Annotated in this window: 15 protein-coding genes; 10 read left to right on the top strand and 5 right to left on the bottom strand. The window is 38.8% G+C overall.

The window, feature by feature from the left end; all coding sequences use genetic code 11:
• Positions 1 to 201: 201 nt before the first annotated feature.
• Entirely contained in the window at positions 202 to 771 is a 570-nt protein-coding gene (locus KK487_RS09270) for a DedA family protein (RefSeq protein ID WP_036954344.1), read from the top strand.
• A gap of 129 nt (positions 772 to 900) precedes the next feature.
• On the opposite strand, the gene KK487_RS09265 is transcribed toward KK487_RS09270, so the two are convergent.
• The 3 genes from KK487_RS09265 to KK487_RS09255 all read right to left on the bottom strand — a co-directional run bounded on the left by KK487_RS09265 (position 901) and on the right by KK487_RS09255 (position 5,688).
• Positions 901 to 1,665, bottom strand: a complete 765-nt coding sequence (locus KK487_RS09265) for a YdcF family protein (RefSeq protein ID WP_036954413.1) — start codon at positions 1,663 to 1,665, stop codon at positions 901 to 903.
• A 54-nt stretch (positions 1,666 to 1,719) separates the two neighbouring features.
• Positions 1,720 to 2,607, bottom strand: a complete 888-nt coding sequence (locus KK487_RS09260) for a LysR family transcriptional regulator (RefSeq protein ID WP_008114241.1) — start codon at positions 2,605 to 2,607, stop codon at positions 1,720 to 1,722.
• A gap of 711 nt (positions 2,608 to 3,318) precedes the next feature.
• Complete coding sequence (locus KK487_RS09255) at positions 3,319 to 5,688, bottom strand: bifunctional diguanylate cyclase/phosphodiesterase (protein ID WP_016900410.1); 2,370 nt, start codon at positions 5,686 to 5,688, stop codon at positions 3,319 to 3,321.
• A gap of 207 nt (positions 5,689 to 5,895) precedes the next feature.
• Between KK487_RS09255 and pyrC the strand changes: the two genes are divergently transcribed.
• The 9 genes from pyrC to KK487_RS09210 all read left to right on the top strand — a co-directional run bounded on the left by pyrC (position 5,896) and on the right by KK487_RS09210 (position 14,494).
• The gene (gene pyrC / locus KK487_RS09250; RefSeq protein WP_013465206.1) at positions 5,896 to 6,936 is read left to right on the top strand and encodes a dihydroorotase; all 1,041 of its coding nucleotides are present in this window, start codon (positions 5,896 to 5,898) and stop codon (positions 6,934 to 6,936) included.
• Between the two features lie 421 nt (positions 6,937 to 7,357).
• Positions 7,358 to 7,561, top strand: a complete 204-nt coding sequence (locus KK487_RS09245) for a cold-shock protein (RefSeq protein WP_004588138.1) — start codon at positions 7,358 to 7,360, stop codon at positions 7,559 to 7,561.
• An 855-nt stretch (positions 7,562 to 8,416) separates the two neighbouring features.
• A complete protein-coding gene (locus KK487_RS09240; protein WP_013465204.1) occupies positions 8,417 to 9,187 on the top strand; it encodes a DUF3450 domain-containing protein in 771 nt (256 codons plus the stop codon).
• A 6-nt stretch (positions 9,188 to 9,193) separates the two neighbouring features.
• On the top strand, positions 9,194 to 10,558 hold the full coding sequence (locus KK487_RS09235; RefSeq protein ID WP_013465203.1) for a MotA/TolQ/ExbB proton channel family protein: 1,365 nt from the start codon (positions 9,194 to 9,196) through the stop codon (positions 10,556 to 10,558).
• The gene (locus KK487_RS09230) at positions 10,558 to 11,082 is read left to right on the top strand and encodes a MotA/TolQ/ExbB proton channel family protein (protein ID WP_215521718.1); all 525 of its coding nucleotides are present in this window, start codon (positions 10,558 to 10,560) and stop codon (positions 11,080 to 11,082) included. The genes KK487_RS09235 and KK487_RS09230 overlap by 1 nt, the downstream gene beginning before the upstream one ends.
• 14 nt (positions 11,083 to 11,096) lie before the next feature.
• The gene (locus tag KK487_RS09225) at positions 11,097 to 11,501 is read left to right on the top strand and encodes an ExbD/TolR family protein (RefSeq protein ID WP_006792384.1); all 405 of its coding nucleotides are present in this window, start codon (positions 11,097 to 11,099) and stop codon (positions 11,499 to 11,501) included.
• Positions 11,501 to 12,118 carry an energy transducer TonB gene (locus KK487_RS09220; protein ID WP_013465201.1) on the top strand — a complete coding sequence of 206 codons (618 nt, stop codon included), beginning with the start codon at positions 11,501 to 11,503 and terminating at the stop codon, positions 12,116 to 12,118. Before KK487_RS09225 ends, KK487_RS09220 begins: the two co-directional genes overlap by 1 nt.
• Before the next feature lie 11 nt (positions 12,119 to 12,129).
• Positions 12,130 to 13,389: a tetratricopeptide repeat protein gene (locus KK487_RS09215; RefSeq protein WP_215521717.1), complete on the top strand. Its 1,260-nt coding sequence runs from the start codon at positions 12,130 to 12,132 to the stop codon at positions 13,387 to 13,389.
• Positions 13,390 to 13,450: 61 nt separating this feature from the next.
• Positions 13,451 to 14,494 (top strand): hypothetical protein, encoded by a 1,044-nt coding sequence (locus tag KK487_RS09210; RefSeq protein ID WP_013465199.1) that lies wholly within the window; start codon positions 13,451 to 13,453, stop codon positions 14,492 to 14,494.
• Positions 14,495 to 14,508: 14 nt separating this feature from the next.
• Here the strand turns inward: KK487_RS09210 and KK487_RS09205 are convergent, their stop codons facing one another.
• Positions 14,509 to 14,835, bottom strand: a complete 327-nt coding sequence (locus KK487_RS09205; RefSeq protein WP_013465198.1) for a TraR/DksA family transcriptional regulator — start codon at positions 14,833 to 14,835, stop codon at positions 14,509 to 14,511.
• A 59-nt stretch (positions 14,836 to 14,894) separates the two neighbouring features.
• Positions 14,895 to 15,875, bottom strand: a complete 981-nt coding sequence (locus KK487_RS09200; RefSeq protein ID WP_008466224.1) for a tRNA-dihydrouridine synthase — start codon at positions 15,873 to 15,875, stop codon at positions 14,895 to 14,897.
• Positions 15,876 to 16,000 lie beyond the last annotated feature (125 nt).

The raw sequence follows: 16,000 nt of genomic DNA, 5'->3' as shown, positions 1-16,000 counted from the left end.
TTTATCCTTTTTGTGAGTTAATTATTTTTGGTTTATGCATCCCAAAAATTTAATAAACGTAATAGATATAAACCTACGCTTAAAATCATAATTACATCCATTCTTATATTGCAAAAAACACAGATCTTTCGCTGTACTTACCTCGTTTAAATTACAATGTTACTTTGCTTGCTACTAAGGTAGTTACTTTAAAGGAATGAAATGGAAGGGGTATTAGCTTTAATTGAGCAGTACGGGTTGTTGGTTTATCTGTTACTTTTTGGTTATTGTGCGTTAAAAAGTGGATGGCTACCTTTGTTCGCAGGCTATGCTGCACATACTGGCGCACTAGATGTTGGTTTTGTTGCTTTGGCTGCTTTTATGGGTGGCTACTTGGGCGATGAATTACGTTTTGCTCTAGCAAGAGCGTATGGCGCGGCATGGATTGAAAAACCAGGCCGCCTTGGTCGATTATTTAAAACAGCCAGTCAGCTTGCTGAACGCCATGGCACAGCCTACATTTTTCTATATCGTTATCCTAAAGGATTACGCACGATTGGTGCCCTTCCCGTAGGGCTTACAGCAATTAGTTGGCGCCGTTTTAGTGTGTTAAATGGATGCTCTACACTGCTATGGGTTATTGTTTTAGTCGGTGGAGGCTACATTTTCGGTGCTACTTTTGATGCTTTAGGTGTTGAGAATTTAACAGCACTAAGTCTGCTATTTCTTTGCGTATTTTTAGTGACACTGTACCGGCTTTGGAATAAAACAGCTGAGGTTAAAACCCTCTAAGAATAACAAAACACCCAACGCTACTATAAACGAATATTCAGTTTTATTTTTTCATAACCCCCTGTGTAAAACGCAAATAATTGCGGTTTTTTAGGGGGAATTTATGCAGCGTAATAAGCGTTAACTTAATTAAAGTGCTTCAGGGTTAATTGTACGGCGTACATTTATCCACGCATTGCCAATAACTTCATGAGCATACTGGGTGACTACTAGTAGTGCTTTTGCATTGGGTATGAGTTGTTTATACCAAGGGAAAGCGGCAAAGTTGTGGTAGTCGGTTGCGGCAGGGATAACGTTAATGCCTTGCGCATTAAATAAATTTTTTGCTCTGGGCATATGGCTTACTGAGGTGACTAAAGCGACCTTGTAATCAACGAGTTTTGAGGCTAAAAGTTTTGCCTCTTGGGCGGTATCCATTGCGTTTGGATTTTGCACAATACGATTTTTATTAATACCTAAGCTAATTGCGGTTTTATACATTAACGCGCTGTTGGTGACTTTTTCATACCCCCCACCTGAAACAATCAGTTGCGCATGGGGGTAAATGTTAGCAAGTCTTATTCCTTCCACCAAACGGGTTAACGCACAATTACCTAACTGACTGTTAGCACTCAATGCAGGGTTGGGGTTTATGTCACAGCCAAGCACCACAATTTTATCTATATTGGGGTGTTTAAGATAATTAAATGCTAATGAGGTTGGTTGGCTATTTTTAATCAGTAAGTTGGCCACCAAAGGGGTGCTGGCAATAAGCAGGGTTGCTAGGCTCATTAAAGATATAGCGATTGCGACTTTTCGTTGTTTGAGCGCAAAAATGAGTAATATTAGGCTTACTAAGCCCAACAAAGGTAACGGCATGAGCAAGCCGCCCAGTATTTTTTTTAGTTCAAACATAGTGAGCAACATGATTAAGTATATTTATTAGCATGTTACTCATAAGTTTAAGATTTATCGACCGTTATTTAATTTACAGGTGTTTAAAAAGTGACGATAAACTGGATTGTCTTTCATGTCTTTTTTCATCGCTAAGTACATTGGACGCGTTAAACCAAGCGCGCCCAGTGGAATTGACTTAATTAACCCTTGGCTTTCATAAGGGGTTACTAACCAATCGGGTAAGGCGGCCACACCCATACCTGCACTGACTAATTGAAATATAAGTAAACCTTGATCAACCGTTTTTAGGGTGCCGTCAAAACGCGCATTTTGGATGAAATGCTTAAATATATCTTGGCGCTCACGCGGAATAGGGTAAGAAATAATAGTTTCGCTTTTCAAATCAAGCGCAGTTACATAGGCTTTTTTCGCTAAGTCGTGATCTGGTGCCACAATCAGTTTCAGCTTAAAGTCAAACAAATGGGCGTATTCAAGTTTGTCAGGGTCGCGAATATCTGATGTAAGCACGAGATCTAATTCATCATTTAATAAGTCTGGGATAGCGTCGTAACTAAAGCCACGCTCGTAATCAATTTTTATATCAGGCCAAAAGTTATTAAATTCTTTGATAGTAGGCAATAACCAATGAAAACAGGCGTGACATTCAACGCTTAAACGCAGCTGCGAAATAGGCTGGTTTAGGCTTTCTTTGAGTCGGCACTTGGTGGCTTCTAATTTAGGTAATATTTCGTGTGCTAATTCAAGTAATAACATACCTTGAGGTGTAAATCGGACTGGCTGAGTTTTACGCTCAAACAATTGGCAGTCTAATTTGTTTTCTAAATCTTTGATTTGATGTGATAAAGCTGACTGAGTTAAAAATAGTTCGCGGGCTGTATTGACGAGAGAACCCGTTTCTTTAAGGGTAGCAATTGTTTTTAAGTGTTTAATGTCAATCATCTTTAATAAATCTCATGGATATGGTGAGTATAGCTCAGATTCATTACATACTACGCCTTTACAAAAACCGTTTCAACGTCTGGATGGCTATAAAATTGCACTTTAGTGTGTTTTTTACTGCGAACATTAAGTTTTTTAACTTTGTTGAGTCAAACAGTGTTTAGTTTTTTATTTATTGTTGAATTTGTCTCATGTTTGTTTGAGTTTTTTATTAATGATTATTGTTCTGGTAACAGATAACTTTATTGTCATGTAACTCTCTAAAATAAGTAGGTTATAGCGCGACATTAATATTTAGATGTTTCATAGCGAGGTTAAAATGCGAATTAAAATTTACGGCGAAGGGTTTGGCAGGCAAAAGCTCAGTAAACGCAACTGAGGTGTAAAGGATACACGATTGAAAAAAGCAGCGAATGCAAGGATTGAATGATTAGGGGCTACTCATTGGCATACATTAATACCAACTCGTATACGCCTTTAAATAATGTAATGTATTAAAGCATTCGCTAACGGGGTTAAAGATTTTTATTAAGAACAATGTGGCACAAACTAATTATAAGGTTTTCTACTGGTTAAATAGACCCTTACTTAAGTAAGCAGTTATAAGGCAGATTGTAAAAAGCTGTAAAGTGACGTTGCATGAGTTAGTGTTGGCAAAAGCGTAAAAGTAATTACTGTGATTTTTAAAAGCCAGCAAACCTGGCTTATTAATTAAAGAGGGCTATGTATTAGTAAAATAGCTTCTTTTGCTGTAACAGGTTTAGACTTTAAAAAGCCTTGGCCATAATCACATTGGGTTTTTTGCAAAATAGCGAGTTGTTCAGGGCTTTCTATCCCTTCTGCTATAACAATAAGATCTAATGAAATGGCTAAGGTTAAAATAGCATCAATCAATGGATTGGCTGTGGTTTTTAAATTATCGATAAAGCTTTTATCAATTTTAAGGACATGAATAGGCAGTTGATGCAAGTAACCAAGGGCAGAGTAACCGGTGCCAAAGTCATCTAAACAGAGCAATACTTTTAAAGGCGATAATCCTTGAATAATTTGTGTTGCTAACTCTAAATTTTCAATCAATCCCGATTCGGTTATTTCTAGACATAATGAGCCTAAAGGTAGTTGATGTTTTTTGTAGATTGCATGAAGCTGATCCACAAACTCTAAACTTGCGAAGTGGCGAGATGAAACATTAACCGTAACGCGTAAAAAACGATGCCCTTGTTGTTGCCATAAAGCGATATGCTGTGCTGCAAGGTCGAGCAAATGCAAATCTAAATTGATAATCTGCCCCGTTTTTTCTGCAATAGGGATAAAGTCACCTGGCGATACAAACCCTTTTCGTGGGTGATGCCAACGTACTAAAGCTTCAAACCCCATAACGTCACTGCTAGTAATGTTAAAAATAGGCTGAAAATACAGTTCAAACTCATCATGCTCAATACCGTGTTGTAAATCATTTTCAAGGTCGGCATGTGTTTTTAACTTGTTACGCATGACATTATTAAAAAACTTAACTTGGCCACGCCCTGATGATTTTGCTTCGTACATAGCCGCGTCTGATTGCTGTAATAAAACAAATGCTTCATCGTTTACATTATCGCTAAATGCAACGCCAATACTGGTAGAGGGTTGCAGTAAATGACCATCAATATCAATGGGATCTGACAGGGCGGTTTTTATTCGAGCGAGGGCATCGTTTACTTGGTCACGATGACTGAGATTTTCCATAAAAATAGCAAACTCATCGCCACCTAAGCGAGAAAAGGTATCAGTATTGCGAACGGTTTGAGTAATCAATTTACAAATAGCAATTAAAAAATGGTCACCTACTTCATGGCCTAACGAATCATTAATACTTTTGAAGCGATCAAAATCAAGGTAGAGCAGAGCATGAAAAGTCCCTTTTTTAGCGCGATTCAAGCGTAAAATTGCATGCTTCATTCTTTCTATTAGTAACGAACGATTGGCAAGCCCTGTTAGTTCATCATGCAGTGCTTTGTGCTCGAGTTCTTGGCGAGCTAAATGCCTGTCTATAACCATACTTATTTGTCGGCTCACATACGTCAACAGCGAGCTATCATGTTCGTTGTAGTAATGTTGCTTGTCATAGCTTTGTACGACAATAACGCCACTCATGCGCTCATTAACTTTATATGGCACACCAAGCCAAGAGTCTGCTAGTTCACCGACCAATTTAAAGTGGCCTTGCTCTATATAGTGTCGGTATTGCTCTTTATTAAGCAGTAAAGGGCGCTCGTTAATTAATAAATAGTAAGAGGCTGTTTCTTTTAACTGATCTTTTGAAATAATTTTATGCGTGTTTGTTTGTACACCGCCTTCAACGGTATAGACAAAATCTAGAACATCTTCTTTTTTATCATACAAAGCAATAAAAAAGTTACTTGCATTAAGAAGGCTATCAATAATCACATGCAGCGATTTAAAAAAGGTATCTAAATTTTGTGCTTTATAGGTTAAGTTAGCTATTTGCAGTAGGCTACTTTCTAATTTTTGCGCATTATTAAGTTGCCGAACGGTATCTTGCAAGCTGTTGACGGTATTCACTTGATTTATTTTTGCGCTTAGTAAGTGGGCAACGGTAGTTAAAATTTCTAAATGTGAACTGGTAAAGTAATTTTTTATTGGGTGTTCACAGTCAATTACGCCGAGTACTTTATCTTTATATATTAAAGGCACACACAGCTCTGATTGCGCAGGGCGCTCATCAGCAATGTAGCGGCTGTCTTTAGTTACATCGCCTATTATTAAAGCTTGCCCAGTTGATGCAGCATAGCCCGTTATCCCCTCATTAAAGCGGATTAACTTTCGTTCTGACTGATAACTAGTGTGTTCGCTTTCAATACCCATAGACGCTACTTGATTTAGCGTAGATTGGCTGTCATCGGCTAAATAAATCACGCAGTCGACAAATCCAAGTCGATTAACAACTTGTGTGGTGACATAACTAAAGAGCGCTTCTAACGTATTCAGTTGCAATAAACTTGAGGAGAACTGATTGATTATACTCAATTGATCCGTTTTAGTTTCGAGCGCTTTAGTAGTATCGATAGTGTTCGACATAGGCAACGAAGGTAGGCCTTATAATTATTATTAAAGGTACATACGTTAACCTAATATTAACCTTTCTACAAAATAAAACGATAAATGAGAAGCGTGAAGTGTAAAGTTTACTTTATATATAGTATCTAAGGATTATTTTTTAATAAGGTCTTTACTCGAAAACCCCATATGCCTATGATCAGTTAACTTAAGCATTAGGATTTTACGATGACGAGCAAAATGACAACTCTAACGATTACTAGGCCCGATGATTGGCATGTACATTTACGCGACGGGGATCAGCTAAAAGATACAGTACGTGATATCAGTCGTTATATGGGCCGAGCGATCATTATGCCAAACCTAGTACCGCCAGCCACGTGTACTGAAACCGCATTATCGTACCGAGAGCGCATTATGGCAGCGAAACCTCAAGGGCAGTTTGAGCCACTAATGGTACTTTATCTTACTGATAAAACGACACCAGAAGAGATAAAAAAGGCAAAAGCAACGGGTAAAATATTTGCAGCTAAATTGTACCCAGCGGGTGCAACCACAAATTCAGATTCTGGCGTAACATCGGTTAAAAATATTTATCCGGTGTTAAAAGCAATGCAAGAAGTTGGCATGCTGTTACTCGTCCACGGTGAAGTAACCGACTCGTCTATTGATATATTTGATCGTGAAAAAGTGTTTTTAGAGACTATTTTAGGCGATGTTGTCGCTGACTTCCCTGAGCTTAAAATTGTTCTTGAACACATAACAACGAAAGATGCGGTAGAATTTGTAGAAAGTGCCTCTGATAACGTAGCAGCTACAATTACTGCGCATCATTTACTATACAACCGTAACCATATGTTAGCAGGGGGCATTCGCCCACATTATTATTGCTTACCTATATTAAAGCGAAACATTCATCAGCAAGCACTTATGGCGGCGGCAACGAGTGGCAATAAAAAATTCTTTTTAGGCACTGATTCAGCGCCACATTATAAAGATAAAAAAGAAGCTGCATGCGGTTGTGCAGGTGCATACACTGCACATGCTGCTATTGAACTTTATGCTGAAGCTTTTGAAGAGGCTGGTGCGCTTGACAAGTTAGAGGGCTTTGCAAGCCATTTTGGTCCAGATTTTTATGGCTTAGCGCGTAACACCGACACTATTACCTTAGAAAAATCGCCTTGGACAGTGCCGGCAAGCTACTCGCTAGGTGACTCTGAAGTAGTACCAATCAAAGCTGAGAGCGTTATCGACTGGCAAGTTAAATAGTTAATATTTAAACACTAAACTTTAAACCACCTTAAATTCAAGGTGGTTTTTTTATTTTAAGTGGCTAAAAAATATACTGATAAAAACTATTTTAAAGCAATTGTAATCTGTTTATAAAAAATACAATATTTTGTTTGTTATTTTCTATAAAAATTAAAAGGTTACACCGTAGTTAGTAAAACAATGAAACTTCAAAAATAAATCCTAATTAATAGAGCTAAAAAAATTTTAATGTGTTAATCTTAATTGGCTTTGAGTTTTTGCGTATTGAATTACGGTATTGTGCTGCGTTTAAGGTTACCGGTTTGGTTATTACTTCTTCCTGTACTATCACCTCCAGTTTTTTGGGCATTGACTCAGGGAGGATATTGCCATAATTATATGGCTGAATTTTAATTATTGACTTACAGGAAAATTTAGTATGTCGGTTACTGGTAAAGTAAAATTTTTCAACGAAGCTAAAGGCTTTGGTTTCATTGAACAAGAAAATGGTCCTGACGTGTTTGTACATTTCAGCGCAATCACTGGTTCTGGTTTTCGCACTCTTAGCGAAGGTCAAGCAGTGACTTTCAGCATCAAGCAAGGTCAAAAAGGCCCTGAAGCTGAGAACGTAGAAGTAGCATAATTTATTATGTGAACCTAAGTTCATCGTGGTGAAACACTAACCTGTTTCACCATAATTCTTAAATAATTATCAACTCTATTTTTAATCTCTCTGTATTGCCTTTCATTTCTGATATCCGTTATTCATATTTTTAACCCCGATATACCAAATTAAACGTAAACCTTTATGCACTAGTCCGTTGTTGGTCAATGATCACCTAGCGATTTAAATTTAGTCTACTGCTTGATGTGAGTTTAATTATATTGAGTTCATAAAAGTGCGTAAGATTGATATTTCTCCATGGAAAAATATAAAAAATCGGCAGGATATTAATGATCAGTAGAAACAAAAAACACAGGTGTTAATAAAAATGATTCTTTGTAATCTATTTCCCCTCCTTTGTATTGCTTTTTAGATAATCGGCACGTCCTTATTACTATGCGACGAATGCGCGAATAATAACGATTAGTTGTATTTTTAGCTTAAAAAGTCTCAAAAACCACTAAAAAAGAATATTCGGGACAGAAAATAAGCTTATTTTTAATTTTTTTTCAGCCACGATTAAGTTAATTTTAAATGTTATATTTTTGTTTACTTTAACTAGGTGGTTTATCAGTATTCTTACTATATCTGGCTTTGCTGAAATTGCATTTGTCACGTTAGTTACGATAATGTTAATTTTTTTGTGTGAGCCCTTTAAATATCTTACAAACAAGCTGATTTATTTATAGGTTATGCGAAACATGAAGTTGACATGACTTAATGCATTTAGCATTATTGGTAAGTTGATATCTATTAAAAGATATCAGGGTTGTCTTCCCCTTGCGGGTTGATAATTAAATTATAAAAGTAACATTACTTAATTGGTTGGGAACTATGTCTGTTAAAATCAGAAAGAGTCTTGTAGCAACTGCGTTGGTTGGCGCTTTTGCATTTGCAAGCAGCAATGTGATTGCAGATCCTTTGAATGACGTGCAAAAAGCAGGTCAAACAATTCAAAAGGCTGCGGTTAAGTCTCAAACTAAAATTGACAATGTATATGGTCAAACTCAGGAGCTAATCGCTGAGTACCGTAGCATCGTTGATGAGACTGAACTTATGAAAGTGTACAACGATCACGTAGCACGTTTGGTCGCTGACCAAAATGCGTCTATCGCATCGTTCGATCGTCAAATCGCGACTATCGATAACACTAAACAAAACGTTGTGCCTTTGATGTATCGCATGATCGATACGCTTGAGCAATTCATCAAAGCGGACGTTCCATTTAACCTTGAAACACGTCTTGGACGTGTTGAAAGGTTACGTGAGATCATGGCATCTGCATCTGTAACAACGTCTGAGAAGTTCCGTCAGGTACTTGAAGCGTACACTGTTGAAACAGCATACAGTTCAGCTGTAACTGCTTCTCAAGGTACTTTAGATGTTGATGGTCGTAGCATTAACGTTGATATCGGTCGTTTAGGTCGTATCACTTATGTAGCGCAATCATTCGATCTAAAACACGCTTGGGTGTGGGATAACAACACTAAACAGTGGAAAGAATTAGGTGAAGAATACCTAAAGCCTGTTAAAGAAGTGATCCGTATGGCGCGTAAGCAAGCGACACTAGAACTTGTTAAACTACCAATTTTTGGCGCGGAGTAATCAATAATGAAGAAACTATTTAAAGGTTTTGCTGTTGCAGCAGTACTGTCTGTTTCTGCCGGTACCGCGCTTAATGCACATGCAAATACTGATGCTTTAGATAAAATTCTTGAGCAAGTAAAGCAAGAGCGTATTTCTGAAGGGAAAATCAATAAGCAACGTGAACAAGAGTTCTTATCAGATCGTGCTGATAAGCAAGCGTTACTTAACAAAGCGAAAAGCCAATTAGCTGCTGAAAAAGCACGTGGTGATCGTCTTAGCAAAGAATATGCACAAAACGAAAATACTTTAGCGGAAAAAGAGCAAGCTCTTCAAAACGCGCAAGGTACGTTAGGTGAAATGTTTGGTGTTGTTCGTCGTGCAGCAGCTGACGCGATTGGTTCAATTGAAGCATCTTTAGTAAGTGCTGAAAAACCAGGTCGTGCTGAAGTACTTCGTTCATTAGCTGCGGCTAAAGAACTTCCAACAGTTCGTGAACTAGAAGAACTTTGGATTTCACTTCAAACAGAAATGACTGAGTCAGCTAAAGTTTCAACGTTTGAAACTGAAGTTGCAGGTCTTGACGGTAACCCGTCAATGAAAAAAGTAACACGTATCGGTAACTTCAACTTAGTTACAGACGATGGCTACTTAATCTACTCACCAGAGACTAAGTCTATACAGCCTCTAGGTAAGCAACCTGACAGCTATATCTTAAAAGGTATTTCTGATCTAGAAGGTACTTCAGCTGATAACTACGCTGGCGTATACGTGGATCCTACACGTGGTGCAATCTTACGTATCAACACGCAGAAGAAGTCTCTTATGGAGTACTACGAGCAAGGTGCTGAAGTTGGTTACATCATCACCGTATTGCTTGCTGTAGGTCTTTTAATCTTCTTAGTACGTTTCGTTGATTTAGCGCTTACTACTTCTAAGATCAAAGCTCAGCTTAAGAACTTGTCTACACCGAATACAAACAACCCATTGGGTCGTATTCTTAAAGTGTACTCTGACAACAAAAATCAAGATGTTGAAAACCTTGAGCTTAAACTTGATGAAGCGATTCTACGTGAAACGCCACGCATCGAAGCGGGTATTAACATCATCAAGATCCTTGCTGCTATCGCACCATTACTGGGTCTACTAGGTACGGTAATCGGTATGATCCTAACGTTCCAAACAATCACATTGTTCGGTACGGGCGATCCGAAGATCATGGCTGGTAACATCTCTCTAGCACTTGTAACTACAGCGCTAGGTCTAATTGCAGCACTACCACTTATCCTACTTCATTCAATTGTTGCAGGTCGTAGTAAGTCGGTACTACATATCCTTGATGAGCAAAGCGCGGGTATCATCGCGACTCACGCGGAGAAGGAGAAAGCCTAATGCTAGTCCTGATGGAGATCTGGGAATCTATCAGGGATTTTGTTGGCACAGGCGGCCAGGTTTTATACGTGGTCGCGATAGCACTCTTTCTTATGTGGGTTTTAATGATTGAGCGCTATTGGTTCTTACTTGCTGAGTTTCCTCGTTTAACGAAGGAAATTGTAGCTAAGTGGGATGCCCGCCAAGACACTACGTCTTGGTACGCACACAGAATCCGTGAAGCATGGATTTCTGAAGCGTCTGAAAAATTAGATCAGCGTATGTTGTTGATTAAAACATTAGTAGCTATATGTCCTTTAATAGGCTTACTTGGTACTGTTACGGGTATGATCGCGGTTTTTGAAACCATGGCAACCCAAGGTACAGGTAATGCACGTTTAATGGCATCAGGCATATCAATGGCAACAATCCCAACAATGGCTGGAATGGTTGCGGCACTATCTGGGGTATTCTTTAGCTCACGCCTTGAGGCAAGAGCGAGAATGGTGAAAGCCAAGCTTATAGATAGTATGCCTCATCACTAGAGAGAGAATTAAATATGGCACGTAAACAACGTTTTCGTGAAGAAGAAGAAGCAGCGGTAGATATGACGCCAATGCTTGACATCGTATTTATCATGCTTATTTTCTTTATCGTAACTACATCGTTCGTTAAAGAGGCTGGTATCGAGGTCAATAAACCAAAAGCTGCCCAAGCTACGAAGCAAAAAAATGCTAACATTTTTATTGCAATTCGCAGTGACGGTGCAATCTGGATTGATAAACAGCAAGTTGATGTTGAACGTGTTTCAGCAAAAATCGAAAGTTTATTAGCAGAACAACCTACTGATGTTGTAATTTTGCAAGCTGATAAAGAAGCAAAACACGGCACAGTGGTTAAAGTGATGGACCAGATTAAAGCGACGGGTGATAACCTGAGAATTTCAATAGCTGGAGATCAGTAATGATTCGTTTTCTGTTTTCACTGATTGCAGGTGGGGCAGTTACTTTCGGCTTGTTCTACTTCATGGCATACCTCATCTCTGGTGGGGCTGACCGTAATACGGAACAAAAAGAGCAGATCATAGTCGAAATTATGACGAATCCGCCTGAATCTAAGGTGCAGGAGAGGAAGCGTGTACCGCCTCCGCCTCCGCCACCGCCAAAGCAGCCGCCTAAACCGCAGCCGCCACAGCCGGAAAATAGCAACCCAAATACTGGTGGCTTGTCATTTAATATGCCAAGTATCGATGTGGGAAGCACGGCCGGTGGACTAAGTGGTCCAGGTGCATTTGGACGAGATGGTGATGCGACACCTATCGTTCGTATTGAACCAAAATATCCAACACAAGCAGCACGTGATGGTAAAGAAGGTTGGGTTCAACTTTCATTCACAATTGATGAGTTAGGTGGCGTGATTGACGTTGATGTTATCGACGCAGAACCAAAACGTATCTTTGACCGTGAAGCTAAACGTGCATTGCGTAAGTGGAAATACCGTCCTAAGATCATTGACGGGAAACCACAAAAGCAAGTTGGTTTACAAGTTCAACTAGACTTTAAACTTAACCAAGGCAACTAAGGAGGCGAGTAATGAGAAATTTTTCCAAAGTAACTGCACTTGCAATTCTTATGTCTGTGTCAGGTGCATCATTAACTGCACCTGTTTTAGCGGCGCCAGATTACGCAAAGATTGAAGAGCGTAAGAAAGCAAAAACTAAAATCATGGGCGAACGTACTGGTAAAAAAGTAATTAAAGCGTTTGATTTGTATAACGAAGATGATGTTGATGGTGCAATAGCGTTATTGAAAGAGTTAGAACCGTCTAATGACTTTGATAAAGCAACTGTTAATCGTTACTTAGGCAGCATGTACGCTCAAAAAGAGCAATACAAAGTTGCAATTAAGTATATGAAAGCAGCGATTGCACCTGATGTATTGAACTTTGCTGATCAGGCTCAAGGTTTAAAAACCTTGGGTGATATGTACGCGGGTACTGAACAATACAGTGCTGCCAAGCAAGCATATTCTGATTGGATGGACTTCACAGGTGAAGAGGACCCGAAAGTTTACACTCGTATTGCGCAAGCAAGCTATGAGCTTAAACAATTTGATCAGGTTCTTGAGCCGGCAAACAAAGCAATTAAGTTAGCTGAAGAGCCAAATAAAGCTCCTTATCAACTTAAATTAGCTGCCTATTTTGAGAAAAAGCAATATCAAGATATGGTTAAAGTTGCAGAAGAAATCGTTCGTGTATGGCCTGAAGACAAAAAATCTTGGGTAGGTTTAGGTAAGTATTATTTACAAACCGAAGACTACCAAAAAGGTCTAGCAACTATGGAAGTTGCATACAAGAATGGTTACTTCGAAAACGAAGTTGAATACAAAGTACTGGCTAACTTTTATTCTTTAAACGAAATTCCTTACAAAGCAGCAGTAACGCTTGAAAAGGCTGTTAAAGAAGAGAAAGTAAAACGCACTAAGCAAAATATTAGCGCGATTGCTAGTAACTACCATCGTTCGAAAGATATAGAGAAAGCTGCTAAGTATTACGAAGAAGCTGCTAAATTTGATGACGACGCTGAGCTCTACCGCAAAGCAGGTTCATTACTTTTACAATCTGAAAAATTCAGCGCTGCTGTTGTTCGTTTGAACAAAGCATTAGAGCTTGGCTCTGATAAAAAAGGCACTATTTATTCAGATTTAGCTGAAGCGTTTTACTACCAAGGTAAGTATAAGCAAGCTTATGCTGCTATTACTAAAGCCATGGACGACTCAAGCACACGTAGGTTTGCTAAAGGTTGGGCTACATATATTAAAGATAAAGCCGCTCGCAACGGTGTTAAAATTTAGTATTTAATGTACTCTAGTATTTTTAAAAAGCCCCATTGGGGCTTTTTTTATTGGAATTGACATGAAAAAAACGCCTATTATTTCACTGCTATTTTGTTTGCTGTTAACGTCTTGCTCTAAGCCTACAGATATATTTTCATCTTATGAAGAAGCGCAAAGCGCGTTAATATCACTTAATACTGCTTTAAGTGCGCAACCGAATTCACAGGTTACACAGCTCAGTAATGAGCAGCTCCCTTTTACAGATGCTTATTTAGAGCGTCGCCACGCTATTTATCAGCAGCTAATGCAAATGCAGTTATCAGCAGAGCAAACCAATCAGGTTAATTATTTAGTTATTGCTGAGCGATTCCCTGAGCGCTATTTTGCATGGCCTGCACAAACAAATGTTTTGGCTAATATGCTCACTATGGCGAAAAATGATGCCCAGTATAAAAATATTGAGCAATGGTTAAGGTTTGTAAAATCTCAGCTAGAAGCTGCCGAGCAAAGTAATTTAAAGCTAAATAAAGTTGAACATAGTTATTTAAAAAAGTACGTGCAACAAGCCATAAATCGCACTAACACACCGGTTGAACTTAATGCAGCGTTGAGTGAGTTAAACAATTATTTGGCGGACTATAAGCCAAGAGGCAGCATTGGTTTATCAGGCCTTGCTAATGGCAGTCAGTGGTATCAAAGTAAATTAAATTATTTTGCAAATGCTGTGCTCTCACCGCTTGAGTGGCTAAGTCGTATTGATAGCAAATTCAAATCAATGCAGAGTCAAAAACAGCAAACAACGGTAGAAGCCTCAAATGCCTCACAGCTTACCACATTACTTTTAACTGATTCGAAAATAGCGGGTTTAGACTGGTTAACGGGTTATACGCTATTACCTCTGAGGGCTAACGCTTCACAATTAGAACCAGCCGATGAATTGCTCTATATGGCTATGATGGAAACTGATCTAGGGGTGCATTATCACGCTTGGACATTGTCACAAGCACGCTTAAATTTACTTAAACGATTAAACATAAGTGAAGAGGAAGCGACTTTATTAGTTGAAGATATTCTTTTTTATCCAGGGCAAGCGTTTAGTTTTGCTCCACAACTACTTAATTAAACTTTAGTGCGCTATTAACTAGCGCACTGATCACATCGCTGCGCTGCAGGGTCTTGCTCCAAGCGCTGCGCTGATATTTTTTCCTCACAGTCACAACAGTAACCATACTGGCCAATGTCAATTTGGCTTATTGCCGCTTCAAGCTTATTCATACGCTCAATCAAGGGATTATACTCGGTGCCTAATTGCTGAGCTGCTATATCAAGCCACTCTTCATTTGAGGTACGGGTTAGTATACAAAGCAAATTTTGATGTGTAGGGTGTGTAGATTGTGATAGCAAGCCTAATATAGTCGCTTTAACACTTTCAATTTCATCGTTTAGTCGTTGCTGATGATGCATTAGCAGTATAACCCTTAAATTAGTCCTCAGTGATACTGCTATTATCTAGTTAGATTATCTTAGATGTTATGATTTGTATCAAATTGTGGCGCTTTCGCATACTTCTTTAACACTTCGGCTACTTCATCCTTGGCTTTTAAACGACGAATTTCATCAAATAATAGTCCTGCTTGTGGATATTGGCGTTTTAAATAACCAAGCCATTGTTTTGTTCGAGATGCAAAGTATTTAGTATCTTTGCTTGCTGTTTGGTGCATAGATGAATGAATAATATGGTGTAAAATATTTTCCCATGTCAGTTCACTGTAGCTTTCTTTATTAACCTGCGCTTTAATTTTTCTTGCTAGATCAGGATGTGAAAGCGCGCCACGACCAATCATTAAGTCAGTGCAACCGCTGCGCTTTTGGCATAAAAGGGCATCTTCTACCTGCCAAATCTCCCCATTGGCGACCACTGCAATTTTTTTATCTTTGACCAAAGGAGGGATTTTTTCCCAATAGGCGGGTGGATTGTAGCCATCGCGTTTAGTACGTGCATGTATAGCAATGCTGTTAGCACCAGCGCTAACAACGGCATCGACAATTTCTTGGCTATTACTATCATCATCAAAACCTAAGCGAATTTTAGCACTTACTTCATGCTCATCATCAACGGCATCCCTTACCGTTTTTATAATCGAGTACATATGATCTGGATCTTTGAGTAATACAGCACCGCCTTTGCTTTTATTGACAGTTTTTGCTGGGCAACCAAAGTTTAAATCAACACCATGAGAGCCTAAGCCAATTGCTTTTACAGCATTTTCTGCTAACACGTCGGCTACTTGGCCTAATAACTGAATGCGAACTGGAGTACCACTACGAGTGAGCCCCGCATTTTTAAGTTCAGGGCAATAACGGTGAAATACTTTATCTGGAAGGCAAGTATCTACAACACGGATAAATTCGGTCACACAAAGATCGAAGCCACCTATGTCGGTGAGTAGTTGGCGCATTTTAAAGTCAACGACACCTTCCATCGGTGCTAAAACAAGTTTCATAGTGTGATTAATTTATTACTGAAAAAGAGCGCCAGTTTACCTGTAAATCATAAATTGATAAAACGCTTATTAGGGTTTATAGTTAGTTTACTAAGTTATTTTTGAAAAAATAGATAATGTGAAAG

The organism is Pseudoalteromonas sp. SiA1, assembly GCF_018732205.1.
In the GTDB taxonomy this organism is placed as follows: Bacteria; Pseudomonadota; Gammaproteobacteria; order Enterobacterales; family Alteromonadaceae; genus Pseudoalteromonas; species Pseudoalteromonas tetraodonis.
Note: the sequence above shows the minus strand (reverse complement) of the source record. Positions and strands in the feature narration are given on the sequence as shown.